This window comes from Mesorhizobium sp. M0676 (genome assembly GCF_040320535.1).
Classification (GTDB): domain Bacteria; phylum Pseudomonadota; class Alphaproteobacteria; order Rhizobiales; family Rhizobiaceae; genus Mesorhizobium.
Genome location: NZ_JAMYPU010000012.1, coordinates 160,355 through 178,926, shown reverse-complemented (window position 1 = coordinate 178,926; position 18,572 = coordinate 160,355). Strand labels below are relative to the sequence as shown.

Genomic DNA, 18,572 nt, shown 5'->3' with positions numbered 1-18,572 from the left:
CCTTTGAATACATCTGCAAAATCTGGACAAAAGAGCCCGAACGATTCAGGCTCGATCCAACCCATCAAACCTTGGGACTAAACATCTAGCTTTCCCGACCTTACCGCCCTAACGGCTGCCTCGAAAGCGAGAGAAGTTCGGCCTCATCTTTTATCCCGGCCATGTAGTTGGCAATGATCCGAGAGGCCAACCGGCCCTGCGCATCGGGTGATTGGTCGTCGACGAGTTTAAGCTGCTCGAAAACGCGCCCTAGCAAGGCCAATTCGGCAGGCTTAAAAATCCCCGCATCCAAGGCTTTTCGTCTGATGGGCATGACTGGTGTTCTTCCCTCACCGTCTCAAGCCGCCAACCTGAAATCCGTTCCGGAACATTTTAGCTAAAGTGAATGTTTCAATGGCTATGAAGATCGAAGCCGACGAATGCCGGGCAGCGCTGACGCTCATCCGGCGTACTATCGAGGAGCATTGTCCGCCTGGCGTGTTACCGAGCCAAGAGATGGTGAATGGCCTCTATGGGCCGGAACTGATCCACGAGGCGGAAGCACTGGCAGCTGCAATTGTCGCAACCATTGACCAGATGCAATTGCGCGTGATGATGAAAACGCCGTCCCCTAGTATCAAATAGAGACCGACACAGGGGCGCTCGCTTGGTCGCGCGACGGTGGGCTCGCACCGACCAGGGCAGGTGATGCGAGCCCGGCCGAGTCTTGCGGGACCTCGACCAGCAGCGAACACCCACTCGCTGCCGTTCTATCAACAAGCCCCCAAATTTCAGGTTCCGCTAATGTACAAAAAAGCCCACCTCCGTTCAGGTAGTGGGCAGTTTTGGGAGACACTGAAATGGGAACAGTGCGACCCGCCCGAAGTGTTTCGAGGCGACGATGTTCCAGGGGGATTCACAGATTCGCGCTTTCGATCTTTAGAGAAGGGCGGTCAAGTTGCTCGGTTCGGGGGAGCTTCCAATCCTAGACGAGAAGACTGATCGCCAGCGAAAGCGACGGCATCTGCCTCATTTTCGAATGCTCGGGAATACGCTGCACCGTTCCTGCCTATGATGCGAACAACCCACTCGCCCAACGAATGGCCGATCTCTAGGAAGAGGGAAGACGAAGACGCCGGCCGGTACGTGACGCTGTCCAAAGCCCTCGGGAGGCTTGTCCCGCCAAAATCGGCACCATCGGAGGACAACTTCACGCATGCACTGACTCCCGAGACCGCGAGTCAATTAGCGCGTGCTTAATTAGTTCCAGAACGTTTTAACGAATCGTTGACCGCGCTGTCCCATTATAGGACGGCGCGGTCAAACCCCAACCTTGGCTGCGCAGGCGGCTTCGGCATTGAGTTCCACCCCGAACTGTCGAAGCCGCCACCCACATTCCACAATTTACCAGCAATGGTTGAATCAACCGTTACTGCACGTGCTTTCCAGGGCGCTTCTCTGATCGTTAGACTTTGACGGAACAAACCGGGATTCACCGATTCGAGGTTTCGATCTACCTTGCCCGGACCGAAGCGATCTTCGACGATATCGCCAACGCCCTCAGAGAGCCCCGCCTTGACGTGTGGCGCCCTGTCCGCGCCAGCTGTTCCTTGGCCTTCCCAGATAGCGCATCCCTGTCGGTGATTGTTTCACGGTCTTGAGCAGCACTTCATGTAGATCCTGCACGGTATGGTGGTTGTCGCAGCTCGGGGACAAGCGAGCTGACGATTGCCTTGTGCAGCCGTTCCGCCTCGGTCCTGAGCGGCGAGCTGTTCCTGCGAAACTAGTTGTGAGGGGTTTTCGTCTTGACCATGGTAGCGAACTCCGTTGAGGGGATCGCCGCAACGAGGGACATGTTTCCGGTTCTTGCACCAAAAAAAGCCCGTCGCGGTGAGCGACAGGCTATTATGGGACTTCAGGGGATTAGAACTTGTAGGCGATGCCGAAGCGAACCTCGTTGGTCTTCAGATCAACGTCGGCGTTGACCAGACCTCCAAAGGATTCTGTGCCGAAGTCGGTATAGCGATACTCGCCTCGCAGCAGCAGATTGTCGGTCATGGCATAATCCAAGCCCACGCCTATCGTCCATCCTGTGAATGTATCTCCGAACGAAGGTCCGCCTCCATTATTACTTATGTCGACATCGCCAAACGCAATGCCACCCGCAATATAAGGAAGAAAACGATCAACGGCATATCCTAGGCGCAGTCTTGCCGCCGCACTCCAGTTGAGTTCTTCAGTGGCGATGCCGCCCGGGATCGGGATACCAGGAGCGCTGAAGACTTGGCCGCTGCCATCAACATTCGCATATACGACGTCCAGCTCCGCGCCAATCACAATGTTATTGGACATCTGATAGTTGTAACCGGCGTAGACGCCTCCAAGGAACCCGTCGGGATCTGTGTCGACAAAGCCCGGCCCACCGATTTCGTCTATGTTGCCATTCCCCCAAGCATAGCCTGCCTGTAGGCCGACATACCCACCTGTCCAGCTAAAGACCGGCGCGGCTTCTGCAACGATGGCATCGGCAGCATACGCCGACGAAGCCAGCAGAGACAACGACAGACCAAGAAGCAGCTTCTTCATAGGTGATCTCCTGTAACTACCTTTTTGGTAGCAGAGCGCGCCGATTGATGCAGTTGTTTTTCTGCCACAGTTGGCCGAATTCAAATCGGTCCGCCCGCACTGCCATTAGAACCTTATGCCAACTCGCTGGTGGCGATCGGATCGCCCCTCGCCACAGTGGGCAACTGCTCGGCCACCCAACTGTCCAGAACCTTCAGGCCGGGAACACTCATTCCGGTATTCCAGAATTAACATCGAGGAGGGTACGATAAAGGCTGTCGACCTCCTTGTCGTCGAACGCCTCGGTCAGCTCGCTTTCCGCAATCCCCTCAGCCTCCGCGTCGGCGATTAGGCGCTTTGCGAGCTGCTCGATCTCCGCTCGCTCTTTTGGCGCACCGGCGTCGGATAGATCGTGTTTTTTTATCCATTGGTTCAGGAATACGACGGCCGGCTTGCTCATTCGGGAACACCTGGGGCAAAGTGCACGACGGCATCGACCAGCGTCCGATATAGGCTATCAACCTCTTCGTCGATCTCTTCGCGCTTGATCGTCAAGGCTTTAGCGTCGGCATACAATTTGTGTATGTACTCACTTACCGAAACGGCGCCGGTCTTAGCCGTTTCGGGGAGATTGTTGCCGATCCACCGATCGAGAAAGTTGACGCCGCGTGTGCTCATGAAGCCTAAGCTCGATCCAGCGCTTAGGTTCCAGCAGGGCGCCCGACGGCGTCTTCGTCGACCTCGGCTTCCATCTCGTCGTTGATGGTCTTGGTCTTGGCAAAACCGGCCGTTGGCACACCGTCAAAGCCCTGCAGCCACGCGTCGGCATGTTCCTGCCAGTAAGCTGGCGCCGCACGCTCCTTACCATCCTTGCTCGCTTGGGCGCCGTACATCCAGGCGTAGGTGGCCCGCTCCTGATCTTTCCTAGCCACGGCCATCGGTGTCATCCTCTCGAAAGTCCTGCAGGGAGGCGTGGCGCAGGTCATCCTCGCCGCGCAGGTGCTTTACGCGGCCGATCAGCCCCGGCTTGACCCATTGCGTCGCAGGCCGCTTCATGACGCCCTTGGGCGCCGTGCCTGGGTGCTCTTGGACGCGTTTCCATAGCCTCTCGCGCATTTCCCGGTTCAAGGTGACGAACGCGCTGCCGACATAGCGCCCTGTGCCCCGCTCGGCCATGAGAGCGAAAGCCGGCTTGCCCGCTTCACGCTCGACGCCGAGCAGATCGAACTCGTCGATCGCATAGCACTTGGCCTTCAGCCAGTTGGTCGAGGGACCGCTGCGGTATTTGCTGTCCTTCCGCTTCGACACCATGCCTTCAAGCCCAGCCTGGTCGAGCAAGTGGAAGATCGCCTTGGCTTCGCCGCGCAGAGGCTCGCTGAACTGAATACGCCGCCCGGGCTCGATCATGCTGGCCAGGATCTCGCGCCGCTCCTCAAGCGCCATGTCGCGCAGATCGTGCCCATTGAGGTGCAATAGATCGAAGGCGACGAAATAGAGGTCTTGCTGTCGGCGGGTGATCGCCTTGCGCAGATCGCCGAAGTCCGAAAGGCCAGCTTCGTTCAAGATGATGATCTCACCGTCGACAATCGCGCTTTCGGCACCAAGACTCTTTGCCTCCCCCACCAGGTCGCGATATTTCGCGGTCCAGTCGTGGCCGCGGCGAGTGTAGATCCGCGTCCCGTCTTCATCGACGATCAGCTGGGAACGGTAGCCGTCAAACTTCACCTCGTGAGTCCATCCATCACCCTCGGGAGGCTTCTCCACCAAGGTCGGCATCAGCGGCTCGATGAACTTCAAACGCATGGACTGACCCATCCGGCGATTCAATAAGCTTAAGTTAAAATGGTTCCGAAGCCTGAAATTGGCTTTGGTGCAACAAAACATGCTGACTGAACGTTGCTCAATATTCGCAGGAGGAATCGAGATATGGCTGACGACAAGAGCAAGAGGGACTTTCGCGATCGGGACCGGGTCTCGGCCGATGAGGATTATGAAGTCGAGTATTTCGCAGCCAACGCCGGGATCACTCCGCAGCAGGTCAAGGAATTGATCGCGAAGCACGGCAACCAACGCGAGACGCTGGAGCGAGAAGCGAAGGCTCTGCGGAAATAATGACCAGGCTTTCCGATCTCGGCAGACCAATAATCGGGCACCGACATGAAGGCCCGCCCGCGAGCGAGCTCGATCATTTCATGCCATGCCCTGTTTGAGGCCAACAGATCGACGTGCGCGATTTTCGCCAAGTCGCTTACCGTTCCGATCCGGATCACGATCAGCCTATCGAACTAGACGCTTAGGAACAAAAGTGCCGAAATACCACGTTGAGGAAATGGACGGCGATACTGTGACGGCTACCCACATCGTCCATGCGACAACGCCGATCAGGGCGGCGCGGGAAGCGACAGAGCGCGACGTCACCCTGCGCACCAGCGAACCCATCTGGATCAGGGTTGCCGACGAGAAGCGCGGCCACATCTTCGAATACAGTTTCAGCCTGTAGCTGGCGATCCAACCGGCTAGCTGAGTTTTTGGATGGCATACCATGCCGTCGACTTCTATACGCAAGTTCGACTATGACCCGAACACCAGGGTTCTCTCGGTTTGGTTTGTAGCGAGCGGGAAGCATTACGAGTTTTTGGACGTACCTGCTGAAGCCGTTGCCGCGTTCAAAGCTGCCTTTGCCAAGGGCGTCTATTTCAACGTTTACATCCGGAACCGTTACGCATTCCGGCTCGCGCCAGGGAGGGCAGCGGGCGAATGACACTACCGTTGCCGTCGATCGGCAGCGGGAAGGCATCCCGAGCCTGCGGTGGGCCGACTTTTCCACCCAACGCAAATGAAAAACGCCCGCCGGCCAGAGCCAGCGGGCGTATTATCTGGTGTTTTGGGCCTATTTTCCCATCGTCATCGCAGCTTTGCAGAAATTCTCGTGAGCCTTCGCAATATCTGCGTCAGCGCAGTCCTTCATCACCGCGTCCTTGTCCTCCTGAGACATAGCCGACCAGGCAGCTTTCGCTTCTGCCTCAGACTTCATGGTCTTCATGCCGGCGTCGGTGAAGAAAGGAGACATTTTCGCAGGATCGTCGAGGGCTGACGTGGTGGAGCTACCGGCAAAGGCCGATCCCGTCATAAAAGCAAATGTCGCGCTGAGAATGATCACTTTAGAATTCATCAAAATTCCTCCTAGGACAAACTGCTTGAATGCAGCCATGCTAGTCCAACGCTTGCAGGCAGAAAGGGTTTCCAGCCAAACTGAAAATTGTAGAAATTCATACCGATCGTCCGTCGTCAACCAGGAGGCATTGGCCCGCGAGTCGGTCAAGGCCGCCCGCGCACAACATCGATGCTGCAATTGCCTGGCCGGTTGCCATTGCCTGCTAGCGAGCGCACACTGTTGCCGCCGCCTCGAAAAACCAAAAACAACAGGCACGAGGCGCTTGGGAGCAATCATCAGGCTTTCGCCCAACCAAGGGAGAAGGCCATGCCGACACCGGCAGAGATCGACTCATTTATTTGATGGGCCAACTCGCTCACGACCAGAGCATCGTTTCCAAGCAAGATATAGTCGTCGGCTTGCTGGATCACGAAGGCAGTCCAACCACCGACGCCATTAGCCTTTTAGCCAGCATGCACCACACCCTGCAACGGACCCGCCAGAGCTTACACGAGGCGGAAGCGGCATATCGAGTCAGAGATGCGGAGTAGCGAAAAAACAAAGCTCGCATACACAGCCGCAGAGTTCGCCGAAACACGGTTTAACAGTGAAGGCAGCCGAAATCATCTTGTCCGTGAACGGCTCCTCACGTGTCGCTTGCGATGCAGCAGCACGCGCATTCAAAGAAGCGGTGGCGCACCGACAACAGCAGTGACGTAGAACGATGAAAAGCCCTCTGACATCTGGGGACGCCGGGCTTGTGCAGGGATGGCCCGCGCTTGCTTCGAGCGCGGGCCGACCATGATGAGTGAGGGGCCATCTTGGTCACCGGCAGGGACCGCTGAAGAACGCGCCGGGTGCGACCGAACAGCCTGAGGGTAAGGATGTTCCCGACTGACGCAAAAAAGCCCGCCAGCGTGAGCCGGCGGGCAATGGCCTGGAGTATGCTGGAACGAGCCAGCATAAATCAACGAGCGGTGGAGGGGTTGGTTGCCCGAGCACGCTCCAGGAAATCGTGCAACGAAGCCCAAGGGTATCTCCAAAATTGCTCGTGGGGCGCGGTCTCGCGATGTAGCGGTCTCCCGACTCGAACCCCCGCAGCCGCGGTCTGCCATCCTATTTTCACGCCGTTACGGCCGTTCACCGCATTGGCCGGACAGACCCATTCCAGGCATTGCAAGGAAAGGATAGCGTGATCGCTTCTTAGGTGAATGCCTCACTGTCGCGGAACTCAGCACGCGAGGCGATGTGCAGCGAGAAAAGCAATGAAACGCGCACTTGGCGGGCTCCTGCTGTTCGGCATTAATCGAGAACAGGCAGCGGTAGCTATCGGCGTCAGTCCAACGACGTTCGACCAGATGGTCGCGGATGGCCGTATGCCACAACCGCGGATGCCCAGCAAAGAGCGCTATGTTTGGGACGTGGAGGAACTGGCAGAAGCGTTCCGGCGGCTACCGCACCGCAACAGCAAACTTGACGGCGTGTCCTCCAGCGATAATCCTTGGGATCGCGGATGATGGACGTGGCGAGCACCATGGTGAAATTCAATCTGAGAGGCGTTGTCGAAGACAGGGATCGGCACGGCAATATCCGGCTGTACTTTCGCGCACCGGGCAGGAAAAAGATCCGTCTGCGCGAAAAGCCGGGTTCGGCCGAGTTCCACGAAGAAGTGCGCTGCGCGCGCGATGGCGTTCCTTACAAGTCAGTCCAGAACGTGGTCAGACCTGTGGAGAGACCAGTAGCACCTCGGGGCAGTCTGATGTGGCTTTGCCAGGAGTACTTCCGGCGCGGTGGTGCAGAGGTCGGCGAAGGCACAATGCTTCGACGACGAATAATTCTCGAAGGCGTTTGCAAGCTGCCTCACCCGCTGACCGGGTCAGTTAATTCCGACTACCCTACGAAAGGCTCCTTGCCATTTGCGACCATGAAACGGGCGCACGTCAAGGAGCTCCGGGATACCCGGTCCGACGCCCCAGGGGCGGCCAACAATATTACAAAGGCGATCAGCGCAATGTTTGCTTGGGCCAAGGATGCCGAGATGGTGGACGTCAATCCCGCGAACGGGATAAAGCGCCTGACTTCGGGCAATGGCGAAGGTTTCCACACCTGGGAAGTGTCAGAGATCGTCCAGTACGAGAAACGGCACGCGCGCGGCACCATGGCTCGTATGGCGCTGGCGATTTTCATGTTTACAGGTTTGCGACTGTCCGATGCAGCAGTCTTCGGCAGACAGCACATTACCCAGGTTCGCAACAAGGATACCGGGACCTGGGAGAAGTGGATCAGGATAAAGCCTGGCAAGACAGACAAGAGCAAAGTGCGCAAGGAAGGGATTGTCGTCGAACTGCCTCTACTTCCCGAACTCGAGGACGAGCTTTCCTTCGCTCCCGCCGGCAACCTGACATTCCTTGTCACCGAGTACGGTCGGCCTTTCTCGGAAAACGGCTTGGGCAACAAGATGCGCCAATGGTGTGACGAAGCCGGGCTTCCCGGGTGCAGCGCCCACGGGGTCCGCAAGGCAGGCGCCACCGTTGCCGCAGAAAACGGCGCCACGCATGAACAGTTGAAGGCGATTTACGGCTGGACGACGTATCAGCAGCCCGACCACTACATCCGCAAGGCACGCCGCCGGATAGTGGCGCAGTCTGCCCGGAGCCTTCTGGTTTTCGATCGAAATGAGTACGAAAATGTCCCACTTTTGGAAGGGGTGGATGTGAGTGGGACAAAAAAGTACAAAAAATCCAATTAAATCAACGGCAGCGGAAGCCAATGGTGGGCCCGGAGGGACTCGAACCCCCAACCAAGCGGTTATGAGCCGCCGGCTCTAACCATTGAGCTACAGGCCCCACGCGCGCTGGATTAGTGTTTTTCCTTGCGCGGCACAAGGCTTTCCGGACGGGCTGGCCGAGATCGCCCAAATCAGCCCATATTCGCGCCCTAGTCGACAGGCGCGACTGGATCGCACACCGAGGAGATTTTCATGACCAGACATATTTTGCCGCTCGCACTTGCCGCCGCGATCGCTTTTCCGGCGATGGCAAGCGCTGCCGATTCGCTGCCCCCGCCCCGCATCATCGTGTCGGGTGAAGGCCAGTCGACCGTGGCGCCTGACCTGGCGCTGCTGACGCTCAGCGTCATGCGCGAGGCCAACACCGCACGCGCGGCACTCGACGCCAACAACGACGCCATGGCCGCCGTGATCGCGGCAATGAAGTCGGCAGGGATCAAGGACCGCGACCTGCAGACCGCCGGCATCCAGATCAACCCGCGTTACAACTACACCAACAAACCGGACGGCAGCCAGGAAGCCGAGCTTGTAGCCTACCAGGTGACCAACACACTCTCGGTGCGCATCCGCGACATCGACAAAACAGGTGAGATTCTCGACAAGGCTGTGTCGCTCGGCGTCAACCAGGGCGGCGGCATTTCGTTCTCCAACGAAGACCCGAAAGCTGCCGTCACCGAAGCCCGCAAGAAGGCGGTCGCCGATGCCATGGCCAAGGCCAAGACGCTGGCCGAAGCCGCCGGCGTCAGCATCGGCCGGGTGCTGGAAATCACCGACCAGAACGTTGCGCCGGCGCCGATGCCGATCAATGCCAAGGCCTTCGATGCGGCAGGCGCCGCGGTTCCCGTGCAGGCCGGCGAGAATGCCTACGCCGTGCAGGTAACAGTGACATTCGAGCTCAAGTAGCAGGCCGCCGGGCCGGCCGCGGTTCTGCTGAACCCGTCGGCCGGAACCGCAGATTTCCGACATGAAAAATCGGAGGGCTGGCCTCCGGGGTTTTTTCGAGCCGCACCTTTCCGCGGAGGGAAAGGGGCTCCTGGCTGACCCTAGAAGGGTCATGCCGCTACTCCAGGCTGATCCTCGCAGAGGAACATGCCTCCGGATCGACCTTCGCAGAAGGTCGTATCTCAGACTGATCTTCGCAGAAGATCAGTCTGGTTCTCTTAGCGATAGATAACCGGGCAGCCGCGCTCATTGGCGAACACGACCACTACTCGATCGCCATACTGGCGGCCGGCGACCTTCACCACGCGGCGATTGACATCGACGATGCGGACGCGGTGCAGGCCCATGCGCTCGGCCTTGTCGAGGGCGCGATCCGGCGAGCAGCGGCGCCAATTGCGGTCACGGCGAAAGCCGTCCTCATCGTCGCCGGTGTAGACGCCGACGCGGCGGTCGTGGTTGTTGCCGAAGCCGAGATAGATCGAGTCCGCCTGAGCGGGCACTGCGGCAAGGGTGCCGAGAGCTACGAGACCCGAAAGGGCTGCCGTCTTGAATGAGTTGAACATTGTCTTCTCTCCTTGTTGAGGGCTTGCGCCCGTCTTGGTCGAACCGATGGGGGGAGAATGCTCCTTGCAATCTGAACTCTTCGCGAACCGGCCGTTCATTTTCGGTTAATCTGCCCGACAGGTTGAAAGCAACCGCCCCTTCCACCGCTGCAAACGATCCTGACCGTCAAAAACGTCCAATGGCGCAGAACGCCCTATGGCAAGGTCCGTTCCAGAATGCTCAGGGCTCGTCGTCGAGCATATAGTCGAAATAGTCGTCCGGCTCGGCCAGATCGGTCTCACTGGCGCGGACGCGGCCGCGCATGGAGATGCCGGCATCATGAACGGTCTCGGCACTTCCCGACACCAGCCTGTGCCACCAGTAGAGGTCGTGCCCCTCGGCAACCAGCCGGTAGGCGCAGGTTTTCGGCAGCCAGGTGATGGTGCGCACATTCTGCGGCGTCAGCCCGACACAGTCCGGCACGCGCGCCAGCCGGTTGGCATAGTCCGAACAGCGGCAGCTTTGCCCATCGAGCAGCCGGCAGCCGACTGATGTCCAGTAGATCTCGCCGGTATCCTCGTCCTCGAGTTTAGACAGGCAGCACTTGCCGCAGCCGTCGCACAGCGATTCCCACTCGGTGGGCGTCATCGCTTCCAGCGTCTTGGTCTTCCAGAACGGCGTTTCCATTATGGGCTGAGATGTGGCCTCCGCATGCGGCAAGGTCAAGCTGTTGTGTGACTTCAAATTCCGGCCGCACCATAGGAAAAACATGAAGTTGCCTTCAAAACGCCGGTCAATCGTCCTTGGGTGCGGGTAATGCCTGCAAACCGGAACCAATCCGGTCAAGGACAGTTTGGGCAGGGATGGGACCCCACAAGGAGAATTTAAGATGAAACGCCAACCACGGGTACTGGCAGGTACGGCACTTGGCCTGCTTATGGCATCCGCGCCGTTGGGCGCATCCCCGTTGCACGGCAACGCCGTTTTCGGCCCCTTGCAGCACACGGCCGCGCCACTGATCCTGGTCCAGGACGACCCTGCTGCAGATGGTCAGCAGACCGACCAGGAACTGCCGCGCAAAAAGAAACGCCAGCAGGCCGAACAGGCAGCGCCGGCCGCCGACCAGCCTGCACCGGCTGCAGAGCAACCCGCCCCTGCCGCCGAGGAACAACAGCCGCGCAGGAAGAAGCGGGATCAGCAGCAGACCGAGCAGGCCCCGGCCGAACAGGCCGCACCTGCCGCCGAGGAACAGCAGCCGCGCAAAAAGAAGCGCAATCAACAGCAGCAGATCGAGGCGGCGCCTGCGGATGAGGGCGGCGCCCAGGCAGCGCCGGCGACCGATGAGCAGCCGCTCAAGCCACGCAAGAAGAAGCGTGACCAGCAGCAGATCGAGGCAGCACCGGCTGAACAACCGGCCGAACAGGTAGCTCCGGCAAATGAAGAACAGCCGCTAAAGCCACGCAAGAAGAAGCGCGACCAACAGCAGATCGAAGCGGCGCCCGCTGAACAGCCGGCCCAGCAGCCTGCCGAGCAGGCAGCGCCCACCGAACAGGTGGCGCCGGCAAACGACAACAAGTCGGGCAAGAAAAAGCGCAAGCAGGATCAGCAGATTGAGGCCGCGCCTGCCGACAAAGCGCCAGACGTCAAAGTTGCGCCTGCCGGAGAGCCCGCGCCGCAGGCCGAGCCGATTCAGCCCCCGGCCGATCAGCAAGCGGCTCCCGCCGAAGGTGAACAGCCGAAGGATCAGGCGAAAAAGCACGGCAAAAAAACTGTCAGCGAACAGCCGGTGACGGGCGAACAGCAGCCTGCGACCGGTGAACAACAGCCTGCGGAGCAACCGGCCAATGCCGAGCAGCCCGCGCAAGGTGAGACGCCGGCGCAGGGCGAAGCCACGGCCAACCCCGACGAAGCACCCATTCTGGACAGCCAGAAGGATGCCAGGCGCAAGCACCGCAAGGACCAGGGCGGCAACAGCCAGAATGGCGAGGGCCAAAATGGGAACGGCCAGAATGCTGGGGGGCAGACGGGCGAGCAGCCCGCGCAGGGCGGCACCGAGGCGCAAGCCCCGAAGCCGGCTCCGGTCGACCAGGGACCGCCGCCCACCGACGACAAGTCGGCTCAGCAGGCAATTCAGCCAGAAAAGATCGCCCCGGTGACGGAGGAAAAAGGCAAACGCGTCGAGCGTGCACCCGATGAGAACGTCCGCGACCGCCGGCGTCCGAAAGGCGTCGACGTCGTCAAGGAACTCGGCGACCGCGTCATCCTGCAGTTCAACAACCAGACGATCGTGGAAAGCAATGACGCTCCGCGCATGCACCGCGGCGCCAGGAATGTTTACTATGAGGAACTGTCGGGCGATCGCTCTCGGGAAATCGTCGAGCGCGACAATGGCATCCAGATCGTCACCATCCGCAACCGCAATGGCGACGTCATCAGGCGATCGCGCATCACGCCGGATGGGCACGAATATGTGCTGAGCTATGTCGACGAGCGCAGCTATGACGACGACAATGACTGGCGCGATCCCGGTGACGACCTGCCGCCGATGCGGCTCACCATCCCGCGCCGCGAGTACATCCTCGATTCGGAAGATGTCGAAAGCCCGGACGATTATTACGAGTTCCTCGAACAACCGCCGGTGGAGAAGGTCCAGCGCCTCTATTCCATCGACGAAGTGAAGCGTTCGGCGCGCGTGCGCGACATTGCCCGTCGCGTCGACCTCGATACATTGAACTTCGAGTTCGGCTCGGCCTCGATATCCGACACCGAAGTGCAGAAACTGGAAGGCGTCGCCACGGCCATGGAGAAACTGTTGAAGAAGAACCCGGCCGAAACCTTCCTGATCGAAGGCCACACCGATGCGGTTGGCACGCCGGAAGCAAACCTTGCTCTGTCCGACCGGCGCGCTGAGTCTGTCGCCGAAGCGCTGACCAATGCCTTCGGGATCCCGCCGGAAAACCTGACCACTCAGGGCTATGGCGAGGAATACCTGAAGGTCAACACCACGGCGCCCAACCGCGAGAACCGCCGTGTCGGCATCCGTCGCATCACCTCGCTGGTGGCACCGGTGGCGAGTAACAATTGATCTGCTTTCCAATGGCTTGAGCAGCTTTCTGGAATCAGATCGACAACAAGGACCCATCCCGGCAGATCGGGATGGGTCGAGCTGCGGACAGCAATCCCGGTTCAGCAAGAATTGTACTGGTATTAGAACCGGCTCATTGAATAGAGCGGCCGCCCTCCCCAGATTCAAGCCTGGGCGTTCCCTGCCCCGTCCCGACTCCAGCGGGATGCATTGAACCCCGCCGGCCCTCCCGGCGGGGTTTTTTTGCGTCGCAATTTGCCTTGCAAACTGCGGCAAGCTGATCGAAATACCCCAGTCGACCTCAGAAAGCTGACCGGAACCGCTGCATGAAACGTCTCGAACTCGCCATCGAATCGATCATCCTCGCCTCACGCTGGCTGCTGGTGGTTTTCTACATCGGGCTGGCCCTAGCGCTCGCCGTCTATGCGCTGTCCTTCGGCAAAAAACTCTACGAGTTCGTCATGGTCGCCTTCACACTCGACGACACCGACACCATCCTGAAGATGCTCGGCCTCATCGACGCCGCACTTGTCGCCTCGCTGGTGGTGATGGTGATCATCTCCGGCTACGAGAATTTCGTCAGCCGCTTCGACGACCAGGATGGCGGCGTGCACTGGCTGGGTACGATCGATGTCGGTTCGCTGAAGGTCAAGGTCGCCTCGACCATCGTCGCTATTTCCTCGATCCACCTGCTGCAGGTGTTCCTGAATTCGTCTTCCTATATGATCGACCAGCTGATGTGGCTGACCATCATCCACCTCGCTTTCGTCGTCTCGGCGCTGATGCTGGCCTATATCGACCGGCTGATGGGACTGAGCAAAGGCAAGAAGGGCGAGGAGTGATGAACCCCTTTTTCTCCCCATTCATGGGGAGGTGAGGCTGGTCCGCACAGCGGGCGAAAAGCCAATTGCTTGGTCTTTCGAACAACGCCGGCGGGTGGATGAGGAAGCAACGCCGTCGGCCCGTGATTTCCGTCAGTAGATGCTTTTGACGTTCGTCGGCGAATTGGCAAATACCGCGTCCGGCACGAAAAAGTCTCCGGCCAGCGGCCCGGTCGCGCCCGGCGCGTAGGCCGCGAAATCGGTCACGCCCTCGGCCCGCAGCACCTCTTCATCAATGTAGAAATTGCCTGATGTCTCGCGCGATGGCCGCAGGAAGATGGCGTGTGCGGCATCGGCCATGATGTCGGGCAAGCGGCTCATCGCCGCGACCGTCGCGCCACCGAGCAGATTGCGCACCGCAGCCGTGTCGATGGTCGAGATCGGCCACAGCGAATTGACCGCGATGCCGTCCTTGGCAAACTCGGCGCTCATTCCCAGCGTGCACATCGACATGCCGAACTTGGCCATGGTGTAGGCGACGTGGTTCTTGAACCATTTGGCCTTCATATCGAGCGGCGGTGCCAGATTCAGAATGTGAGGATTCTCAGCCAACTTCAGGTGGGGAACGCACATTTTCGACACCAGGAAAGTGCCGCGCGTGTTGATCTGGTGCATCAGATCGTAGCGCTTCATGTCGGTCTCCAGCGTGCCGGTGAGCTGGATGGCGCTGGCATTGTTGACGCAGATATCGATGCCGCCGAACTTTTCGACGGTCTTGGCAACCGCCTCGGCCACCTGCGCCTCCTCGCGGATGTCGCACAAAACAGGCAGCGCCTTGCCGCCGGCCTGCTCGATCTCCTCAGCTGCCGAGTAGATCGTGCCCGGCAGCTTCGGATGCGGCTCGGCGGTCTTGGCCGCGATCGTCACATTGGCGCCGTCGCGCGCCGCCCGCAACGCTATCGCCAGCCCGATGCCGCGCGACCCGCCGGAGATGAACAGCGTCTTTCCCTTAAGCGACATGTCTTGGCACCTCCCTTGCTACATCACTGACGCGAACCATTGCGCGGCGGCAATGCACTGCGCAAGGCCTCGGCAGCCTGCAACGGGTTACGCAACGTAGGCTCAAACGGAAAAGGGGGTTAGACCAGCACCAGGCCCTGCCGCATCGCGATCGCGATGGCATCCGTGCGGTTCGCAGCACCCAGCTTGATCAGGATCGCGGCGACGTGGAACTTTGCCGTGTGCACGGAGATGTTCAGCCGCCGCGCGATCACCTTGTTGGGCGCGCCTTCGGCCAGCAGCGCCAGCACTTCGGCCTCGCGCGGCGACAGCGCCGGACGGGCGGTAGCGCCATCGTCCAACGGCTCCTCGCCGAACAGCCCGCTATGGCTTCCGCCGTTGGCGGCGCCATCGAAATCGTCGTGGCGAGCGGGCGTCGAACGCCCATCCCTGGACACCCGGTAGCCGGCCGCCGCCAGTCTGACGGCAGCCGCGATCAGATTCGCATCCGACGCCAAAGGCAGCACGGCAAGCACCCGGTTTTCCGGCCGGCCAGCGCTCGCGGATAGCAGCACCCGTGGGATTGCGCTGTTGCCACCATCGGCTCGATCGAGCCAGGCCGCACTGTTCGCAACAGCGTCATCGAAGACAGCGACGTCGGCAATCCCGCTGCCGGCTACGACCGGAAGCAGATCGTCCGCCATGGCAAGCGAAGCTGACAGGCGCTCGGCACGCGCGGCATCGTGCAGCGCGATCAGCACCACGAGCTGGCGTCCGCCGCCCGCCACCTCCGGCCCACCCACCTCCGGCCCACCCGCCTCCGGCCTTGTCAGCGTGTCGCTTTCCATCGGCCCTCTCAGCTCAGCGGTTTTTCACCGACGGTCAGCGCGACTTCGCGCTGCTCGCCGCCGCGCACCACGCCGAGCGTCACCGCGGCGCCCGCGCTATCCGGCCCAAGCTTTCGGATCAGTTCGCGCGGGCCGTGCACGGCCTCGCCATTCCACGCCACGATGATGTCGCCCAGCGCAAGGCCGGCGGCCTTGGCCGGACCATTGTCGTCGAGGCTCATGACGATGGCGCCGCGCGCCGCGCCGTCACGGATCGGGTGCAGGCCGGCGCCGAGATAGCCGCGCGCGACATGGCCCTTTTCACGCAGCGTCGCCACGGCCCGCTCGATCGTCTCATAAGGCATGACCAGCGCACGACCACGTGGCCCAAACAGCAGCATGCCGATCAGCGCGCCCTTGGCGTCAAGCACCGGCCCGCCCTCGAAACGGCCGCCGGCATTGACGGCGAGATTGATGCGCCGATCGATGCTGCCGCCGCGCATCGAGCGCCAGGCGGGGCCGACCTCGCCGACCGAACCCGATACGGCCAGCGCCGAACCCTGACTACTGCCGATGGCGATGGCAAGATTGCCGGGCCGTACCGCGTCAGCCTTGGCCAGCGCAGGCGCTGCGGCAGCGCCGGCCGGCTTCAGAAGCGCTACGCCGGTCGACGGATCGCGACCGACCAGTTCGGCCTTCACCGCTTCGCCCGAAGCCAATGTCAATTCGATCTCCTCACCGGCCTCGACAGCTTCCTCGGCGGTGACGAAATAGCCGTCACGCCAGTGGAAGGCGCTGGCGGTGCGATGGTGATGGGTGGTGAAACTTGCCGTTGCCGGCGCAGCCTTGGCGGCGAGATCGGCGATGGCGTCGGAAAATGCATTAAGGTTGAAGTCACTCATGATGATCTCCTGGGTTTTCTCATGCCCCAGATATCGCTCGGCAGTGCGCCCGGAGGTACTCGTCTGACGGCTAGTTACTGGTGTGACTGGCCATCTGGTCAGGTCGCGGCAGTTCGAGCCGCTCCGCACATATAGTCATCATCGCGCCTGAAAACACGGAGCCCCGCCAATGGCCCTCGCCGCCCACAAATTCGAAACCGACGACACACTGCTCGACGCCTATTCGACGACAGTCGCCGACGCCGTCGACCGCATCGGCCCAGCCGTCTGCCGCATCGAGCGCGTCGGTGGCCAAGGTGGCCATGGCTCCGGCTTCGTCATCGCGCCGGACGGGCTGGTCGTTACCAATTTCCATGTCGTTGGCGATGCCAAAACGGTGCGCGTCTCTATGCCCGACGGCGCCTCCAGCGAAGGCCGCGTGCTAGGCCGCGACCCTGACACCGACATCGCGCTGGTGCGCGCCGATGGCAGCTTCACCGAAGTCGCGCCGCTCGGCGATTCCAAGCGGCTGCGGCGCGGCCAGATCGCCATTGCCATCGGCAATCCGCTCGGCTTCGAATGGACCGTAACGTCAGGCGTGGTCTCCGCACTTGGCCGTTCGATGCGCGCCTCGACCGGGCGGCTGATCGACGATGTCGTCCAGACCGATGCCGCGCTCAATCCCGGCAATTCCGGCGGACCGCTGGTGTCGTCGGCAGGCGAAGTCATCGGCGTCAACACCGCCATGATCCACGGCGCGCAAGGCATCGCCTTCGCGGTCGCTTCCAACACCGCCAACTTCGTCATTTCGGAGATCATCCGCTTCGGCCGCGTGCGGCGCGCCTTCATCGGCATCTCGGCCGACACCACCAGTTTGCCGCGCCGCGCAGCGCTCCTGTCGCAGGTGACCACCAGTACTGCGGTGCGGCTGCGCAGCGTCGAGAAAGACGGACCCGCGGCGAAGGCCGGCCTCAGGGAAGGCGACATCATCGCGGCGATAGACGGTCGCCCGGTCACCGGCGTCGACGACCTCGTGCGCATGCTCGACGCCGAACGCATCGGCCGCGAGACGCTATGCACAGTGGTGCGCCGCACCGGCGTCAGCCAGGTGACGGTGACGCCGGTAGCAAGGGCGAGCTGAGCCTTTATCGAGGCTTGAGCACCCGCCCGAGCAGCGACACCAGCAGTCGCGCAAGGTCACCGGTCGGGTCGAGGTCGGGATCGTAGATCGTCATGTCCAAGCCGGTGCAGCGCTGGTCCGCTGCCAGCGCCGACAGAATGGCAACGAGTTCATCGGGGTCGATGCCGGGGCTGCCGGGCGAATCCACCGCCGGCATCACCGTCTGGTCGAGCACATCGACATCGAGATGCAGCCAGTAGGGACAGCCGGCGCGCGCCAGCGTCGCTCTTGTCTTTTGCAACACTCCAGCCGCGCCGAGTTCCTGCGCGGCAAAGACGTCGATGCGCGGTCACGGCGGTCGCATTGATGTCGGGCCAGGCAAAATCGGCATCGCGGCTCTCGCGTTCGCCGATCTGAACCACCGCCTCGTCGGCGACGAGCGGACCGACAACACCTGGCCATTGCGCCAGCAAAGCCTCGCCGCGTCCGGTGGCAAGTGCCAGATCCATGCCGGCAACCGAGCCGAGTGAGGCATTGACATCGTAGTTGCCGGGATGGCGGAAATCGCTGTGGCCATCGAAATGGATCAGGGCGACTGCGCCCGAGCGCCGCGCGGCGACCAGTGCGCCAAGCAGGATCGAGCAGTCGCCGCCGATGATCAGCGGGAACTCGCCTTGCCCAAGCGCACGGGTGACGATCTCGGCAAGATCGAGGTTGAAGCGGCGGATCGCCGGACCCCATTACGCAGCCTAGTGCCCGGTTGCGGTTCGGTACTGTAGGCGGGTCTGTCGAGATCGACCACCCGCCCCGGCGCCAGCGACTCGATCAAACCAGCTTCGCTCAGCGCCTGCGGCGCACGCCAGGTGCC

At 61.0% G+C, this 18,572-nt stretch carries 25 protein-coding genes, 1 tRNA gene and 1 pseudogene; 11 read left to right on the top strand and 16 right to left on the bottom strand.

Annotated features, from left to right (window positions below; genetic code table 11):
* Positions 1 to 100 precede the first annotated feature (100 nt).
* On the bottom strand, positions 101 to 313 hold the full coding sequence (locus NKI35_RS15995) for a hypothetical protein (RefSeq protein ID WP_352740801.1): 213 nt from the start codon (positions 311 to 313) through the stop codon (positions 101 to 103).
* An 80-nt stretch (positions 314 to 393) separates the two neighbouring features.
* Here NKI35_RS15995 and NKI35_RS15990 point away from each other — a divergent pair, with 80 nt between their 5' ends.
* Complete coding sequence (locus NKI35_RS15990; protein WP_352740799.1) at positions 394 to 624, top strand: hypothetical protein; 231 nt, start codon at positions 394 to 396, stop codon at positions 622 to 624.
* A 1,278-nt stretch (positions 625 to 1,902) separates the two neighbouring features.
* Here the strand turns inward: NKI35_RS15990 and NKI35_RS15985 are convergent.
* The 5 genes from NKI35_RS15985 to NKI35_RS15965 all read right to left on the bottom strand — a co-directional run bounded on the left by NKI35_RS15985 (position 1,903) and on the right by NKI35_RS15965 (position 4,347).
* Positions 1,903 to 2,565: an outer membrane protein gene (locus tag NKI35_RS15985; RefSeq protein ID WP_352740797.1), complete on the bottom strand. Its 663-nt coding sequence runs from the start codon at positions 2,563 to 2,565 to the stop codon at positions 1,903 to 1,905.
* 208 nt (positions 2,566 to 2,773) lie between these two features.
* Complete coding sequence (locus tag NKI35_RS15980) at positions 2,774 to 3,004, bottom strand: DUF768 domain-containing protein (protein WP_352740795.1); 231 nt, start codon at positions 3,002 to 3,004, stop codon at positions 2,774 to 2,776.
* Positions 3,001 to 3,222, bottom strand: coding sequence for a DUF768 domain-containing protein (locus NKI35_RS15975; RefSeq protein WP_352740793.1), 222 nt, complete (start codon positions 3,220 to 3,222; stop codon positions 3,001 to 3,003). Before NKI35_RS15975 ends, NKI35_RS15980 begins: the two co-directional genes overlap by 4 nt.
* A gap of 23 nt (positions 3,223 to 3,245) precedes the next feature.
* The gene (locus NKI35_RS15970; protein WP_352740791.1) at positions 3,246 to 3,482 is read right to left on the bottom strand and encodes a hypothetical protein; all 237 of its coding nucleotides are present in this window, start codon (positions 3,480 to 3,482) and stop codon (positions 3,246 to 3,248) included.
* Positions 3,469 to 4,347: an ATP-dependent DNA ligase gene (locus NKI35_RS15965; RefSeq protein WP_352740789.1), complete on the bottom strand. Its 879-nt coding sequence runs from the start codon at positions 4,345 to 4,347 to the stop codon at positions 3,469 to 3,471. Before NKI35_RS15965 ends, NKI35_RS15970 begins: the two co-directional genes overlap by 14 nt.
* Positions 4,348 to 4,470: 123 nt before the next feature.
* On the opposite strand from NKI35_RS15965, the gene NKI35_RS15960 reads away from it, so the two are divergent.
* From NKI35_RS15960 to NKI35_RS15950, 3 genes are all read left to right on the top strand, one after another.
* On the top strand, positions 4,471 to 4,656 hold the full coding sequence (locus NKI35_RS15960) for a DUF3606 domain-containing protein (protein ID WP_352740787.1): 186 nt from the start codon (positions 4,471 to 4,473) through the stop codon (positions 4,654 to 4,656).
* A gap of 193 nt (positions 4,657 to 4,849) precedes the next feature.
* Positions 4,850 to 5,044: a hypothetical protein gene (locus NKI35_RS15955; RefSeq protein WP_031244300.1), complete on the top strand. Its 195-nt coding sequence runs from the start codon at positions 4,850 to 4,852 to the stop codon at positions 5,042 to 5,044.
* A 42-nt stretch (positions 5,045 to 5,086) separates the two neighbouring features.
* Positions 5,087 to 5,305 carry a KTSC domain-containing protein gene (locus tag NKI35_RS15950; RefSeq protein ID WP_352740785.1) on the top strand — a complete coding sequence of 73 codons (219 nt, stop codon included), beginning with the start codon at positions 5,087 to 5,089 and terminating at the stop codon, positions 5,303 to 5,305.
* A 129-nt stretch (positions 5,306 to 5,434) separates the two neighbouring features.
* Here the strand turns inward: NKI35_RS15950 and NKI35_RS15945 are convergent, their stop codons facing one another.
* Positions 5,435 to 5,995, bottom strand: coding sequence for a hypothetical protein (locus tag NKI35_RS15945; RefSeq protein ID WP_352740783.1), 561 nt, complete (start codon positions 5,993 to 5,995; stop codon positions 5,435 to 5,437).
* Positions 5,995 to 6,129 (bottom strand): hypothetical protein, encoded by a 135-nt coding sequence (locus tag NKI35_RS15940; RefSeq protein WP_352740781.1) that lies wholly within the window; start codon positions 6,127 to 6,129, stop codon positions 5,995 to 5,997. The genes NKI35_RS15945 and NKI35_RS15940 overlap by 1 nt, the downstream gene beginning before the upstream one ends.
* 834 nt (positions 6,130 to 6,963) lie before the next feature.
* Between NKI35_RS15940 and NKI35_RS15935 the strand changes: the two genes are divergently transcribed.
* Complete coding sequence (locus NKI35_RS15935; protein ID WP_352740779.1) at positions 6,964 to 7,215, top strand: helix-turn-helix transcriptional regulator; 252 nt, start codon at positions 6,964 to 6,966, stop codon at positions 7,213 to 7,215.
* The gene (locus NKI35_RS15930) at positions 7,212 to 8,447 is read left to right on the top strand and encodes a tyrosine-type recombinase/integrase (RefSeq protein WP_352740777.1); all 1,236 of its coding nucleotides are present in this window, start codon (positions 7,212 to 7,214) and stop codon (positions 8,445 to 8,447) included. Before NKI35_RS15935 ends, NKI35_RS15930 begins: the two co-directional genes overlap by 4 nt.
* 21 nt (positions 8,448 to 8,468) lie before the next feature.
* On the opposite strand, the gene NKI35_RS15925 is transcribed toward NKI35_RS15930, so the two are convergent.
* A tRNA-Ile gene (locus NKI35_RS15925) sits at positions 8,469 to 8,544 on the bottom strand.
* 134 nt (positions 8,545 to 8,678) lie between these two features.
* On the opposite strand from NKI35_RS15925, the gene NKI35_RS15920 reads away from it, so the two are divergent.
* Positions 8,679 to 9,389, top strand: coding sequence for an SIMPL domain-containing protein (locus NKI35_RS15920; protein ID WP_023686087.1), 711 nt, complete (start codon positions 8,679 to 8,681; stop codon positions 9,387 to 9,389).
* Positions 9,390 to 9,646: 257 nt separating this feature from the next.
* On the opposite strand, the gene NKI35_RS15915 is transcribed toward NKI35_RS15920, so the two are convergent.
* Positions 9,647 to 9,991 (bottom strand): hypothetical protein, encoded by a 345-nt coding sequence (locus NKI35_RS15915; protein ID WP_023672466.1) that lies wholly within the window; start codon positions 9,989 to 9,991, stop codon positions 9,647 to 9,649.
* A gap of 220 nt (positions 9,992 to 10,211) precedes the next feature.
* The gene (locus NKI35_RS15910; protein WP_352740775.1) at positions 10,212 to 10,658 is read right to left on the bottom strand and encodes a YcgN family cysteine cluster protein; all 447 of its coding nucleotides are present in this window, start codon (positions 10,656 to 10,658) and stop codon (positions 10,212 to 10,214) included.
* Between the two features lie 202 nt (positions 10,659 to 10,860).
* On the opposite strand from NKI35_RS15910, the gene NKI35_RS15905 reads away from it, so the two are divergent.
* Entirely contained in the window at positions 10,861 to 13,056 is a 2,196-nt protein-coding gene (locus NKI35_RS15905; protein WP_352740773.1) for an OmpA family protein, read from the top strand.
* Positions 13,057 to 13,382: 326 nt separating this feature from the next.
* Positions 13,383 to 13,898 carry a TIGR00645 family protein gene (locus tag NKI35_RS15900; protein ID WP_023741128.1) on the top strand — a complete coding sequence of 172 codons (516 nt, stop codon included), beginning with the start codon at positions 13,383 to 13,385 and terminating at the stop codon, positions 13,896 to 13,898.
* Between the two features lie 132 nt (positions 13,899 to 14,030).
* On the opposite strand, the gene NKI35_RS15895 is transcribed toward NKI35_RS15900, so the two are convergent.
* The 3 genes from NKI35_RS15895 to NKI35_RS15885 form a co-directional block, all read right to left on the bottom strand.
* Positions 14,031 to 14,897 (bottom strand): SDR family oxidoreductase, encoded by an 867-nt coding sequence (locus NKI35_RS15895; protein WP_352513906.1) that lies wholly within the window; start codon positions 14,895 to 14,897, stop codon positions 14,031 to 14,033.
* Positions 14,898 to 15,016: 119 nt separating this feature from the next.
* Complete coding sequence (locus tag NKI35_RS15890) at positions 15,017 to 15,724, bottom strand: helix-turn-helix transcriptional regulator (protein WP_352536699.1); 708 nt, start codon at positions 15,722 to 15,724, stop codon at positions 15,017 to 15,019.
* A gap of 8 nt (positions 15,725 to 15,732) precedes the next feature.
* A complete protein-coding gene (locus tag NKI35_RS15885; RefSeq protein ID WP_352740770.1) occupies positions 15,733 to 16,605 on the bottom strand; it encodes a S1C family serine protease in 873 nt (290 codons plus the stop codon).
* A 169-nt stretch (positions 16,606 to 16,774) separates the two neighbouring features.
* Between NKI35_RS15885 and NKI35_RS15880 the strand changes: the two genes are divergently transcribed.
* Positions 16,775 to 17,725 (top strand): S1C family serine protease, encoded by a 951-nt coding sequence (locus NKI35_RS15880; protein ID WP_023689759.1) that lies wholly within the window; start codon positions 16,775 to 16,777, stop codon positions 17,723 to 17,725.
* A gap of 4 nt (positions 17,726 to 17,729) precedes the next feature.
* On the opposite strand, the gene NKI35_RS15875 is transcribed toward NKI35_RS15880, so the two are convergent.
* Together NKI35_RS15875 and NKI35_RS15870 are read right to left on the bottom strand one after the other, a co-directional pair.
* The gene (locus NKI35_RS15875; RefSeq protein ID WP_352740810.1) at positions 17,730 to 18,047 is read right to left on the bottom strand and encodes an arginase family protein; all 318 of its coding nucleotides are present in this window, start codon (positions 18,045 to 18,047) and stop codon (positions 17,730 to 17,732) included.
* A 58-nt stretch (positions 18,048 to 18,105) separates the two neighbouring features.
* Positions 18,106 to 18,360, bottom strand: a pseudogene (locus tag NKI35_RS15870) (arginase family protein); the annotation flags it as partial.
* On the opposite strand from NKI35_RS15870, the gene NKI35_RS15865 reads away from it, so the two are divergent.
* Positions 18,274 to 18,483, top strand: coding sequence for a hypothetical protein (locus NKI35_RS15865; protein WP_352740768.1), 210 nt, complete (start codon positions 18,274 to 18,276; stop codon positions 18,481 to 18,483). The pseudogene NKI35_RS15870 and the gene NKI35_RS15865 sit on opposite strands and share 87 nt — an antisense overlap.
* The last annotated feature ends 89 nt before the right edge of the window (positions 18,484 to 18,572 follow it).

Coding starts and splice junctions, on each gene's coding strand:
- NKI35_RS15995 (WP_352740801.1), bottom strand. CDS start 313: ATGCCCATCAGACGAAAAGCCTTGGATGCGGGGATTTTTAAGCCTGCC.
- NKI35_RS15990 (WP_352740799.1), top strand. CDS start 394: ATGGCTATGAAGATCGAAGCCGACGAATGCCGGGCAGCGCTGACGCTC.
- NKI35_RS15985 (WP_352740797.1), bottom strand. CDS start 2,565: ATGAAGAAGCTGCTTCTTGGTCTGTCGTTGTCTCTGCTGGCTTCGTCG.
- NKI35_RS15980 (WP_352740795.1), bottom strand. CDS start 3,004: ATGAGCAAGCCGGCCGTCGTATTCCTGAACCAATGGATAAAAAAACAC.
- NKI35_RS15975 (WP_352740793.1), bottom strand. CDS start 3,222: ATGAGCACACGCGGCGTCAACTTTCTCGATCGGTGGATCGGCAACAAT.
- NKI35_RS15970 (WP_352740791.1), bottom strand. CDS start 3,482: ATGGCCGTGGCTAGGAAAGATCAGGAGCGGGCCACCTACGCCTGGATG.
- NKI35_RS15965 (WP_352740789.1), bottom strand. CDS start 4,347: ATGCGTTTGAAGTTCATCGAGCCGCTGATGCCGACCTTGGTGGAGAAG.
- NKI35_RS15960 (WP_352740787.1), top strand. CDS start 4,471: ATGGCTGACGACAAGAGCAAGAGGGACTTTCGCGATCGGGACCGGGTC.
- NKI35_RS15950 (WP_352740785.1), top strand. CDS start 5,087: ATGCCGTCGACTTCTATACGCAAGTTCGACTATGACCCGAACACCAGG.
- NKI35_RS15945 (WP_352740783.1), bottom strand. CDS start 5,995: ATGATTGCTCCCAAGCGCCTCGTGCCTGTTGTTTTTGGTTTTTCGAGG.
- NKI35_RS15935 (WP_352740779.1), top strand. CDS start 6,964: ATGAAACGCGCACTTGGCGGGCTCCTGCTGTTCGGCATTAATCGAGAA.
- NKI35_RS15930 (WP_352740777.1), top strand. CDS start 7,212: ATGATGGACGTGGCGAGCACCATGGTGAAATTCAATCTGAGAGGCGTT.
- NKI35_RS15920 (WP_023686087.1), top strand. CDS start 8,679: ATGACCAGACATATTTTGCCGCTCGCACTTGCCGCCGCGATCGCTTTT.
- NKI35_RS15915 (WP_023672466.1), bottom strand. CDS start 9,991: ATGTTCAACTCATTCAAGACGGCAGCCCTTTCGGGTCTCGTAGCTCTC.
- NKI35_RS15910 (WP_352740775.1), bottom strand. CDS start 10,658: ATGGAAACGCCGTTCTGGAAGACCAAGACGCTGGAAGCGATGACGCCC.
- NKI35_RS15905 (WP_352740773.1), top strand. CDS start 10,861: ATGAAACGCCAACCACGGGTACTGGCAGGTACGGCACTTGGCCTGCTT.
- NKI35_RS15900 (WP_023741128.1), top strand. CDS start 13,383: ATGAAACGTCTCGAACTCGCCATCGAATCGATCATCCTCGCCTCACGC.
- NKI35_RS15895 (WP_352513906.1), bottom strand. CDS start 14,897: ATGTCGCTTAAGGGAAAGACGCTGTTCATCTCCGGCGGGTCGCGCGGC.
- NKI35_RS15890 (WP_352536699.1), bottom strand. CDS start 15,724: ATGGAAAGCGACACGCTGACAAGGCCGGAGGCGGGTGGGCCGGAGGTG.
- NKI35_RS15885 (WP_352740770.1), bottom strand. CDS start 16,605: ATGAGTGACTTCAACCTTAATGCATTTTCCGACGCCATCGCCGATCTC.
- NKI35_RS15880 (WP_023689759.1), top strand. CDS start 16,775: ATGGCCCTCGCCGCCCACAAATTCGAAACCGACGACACACTGCTCGAC.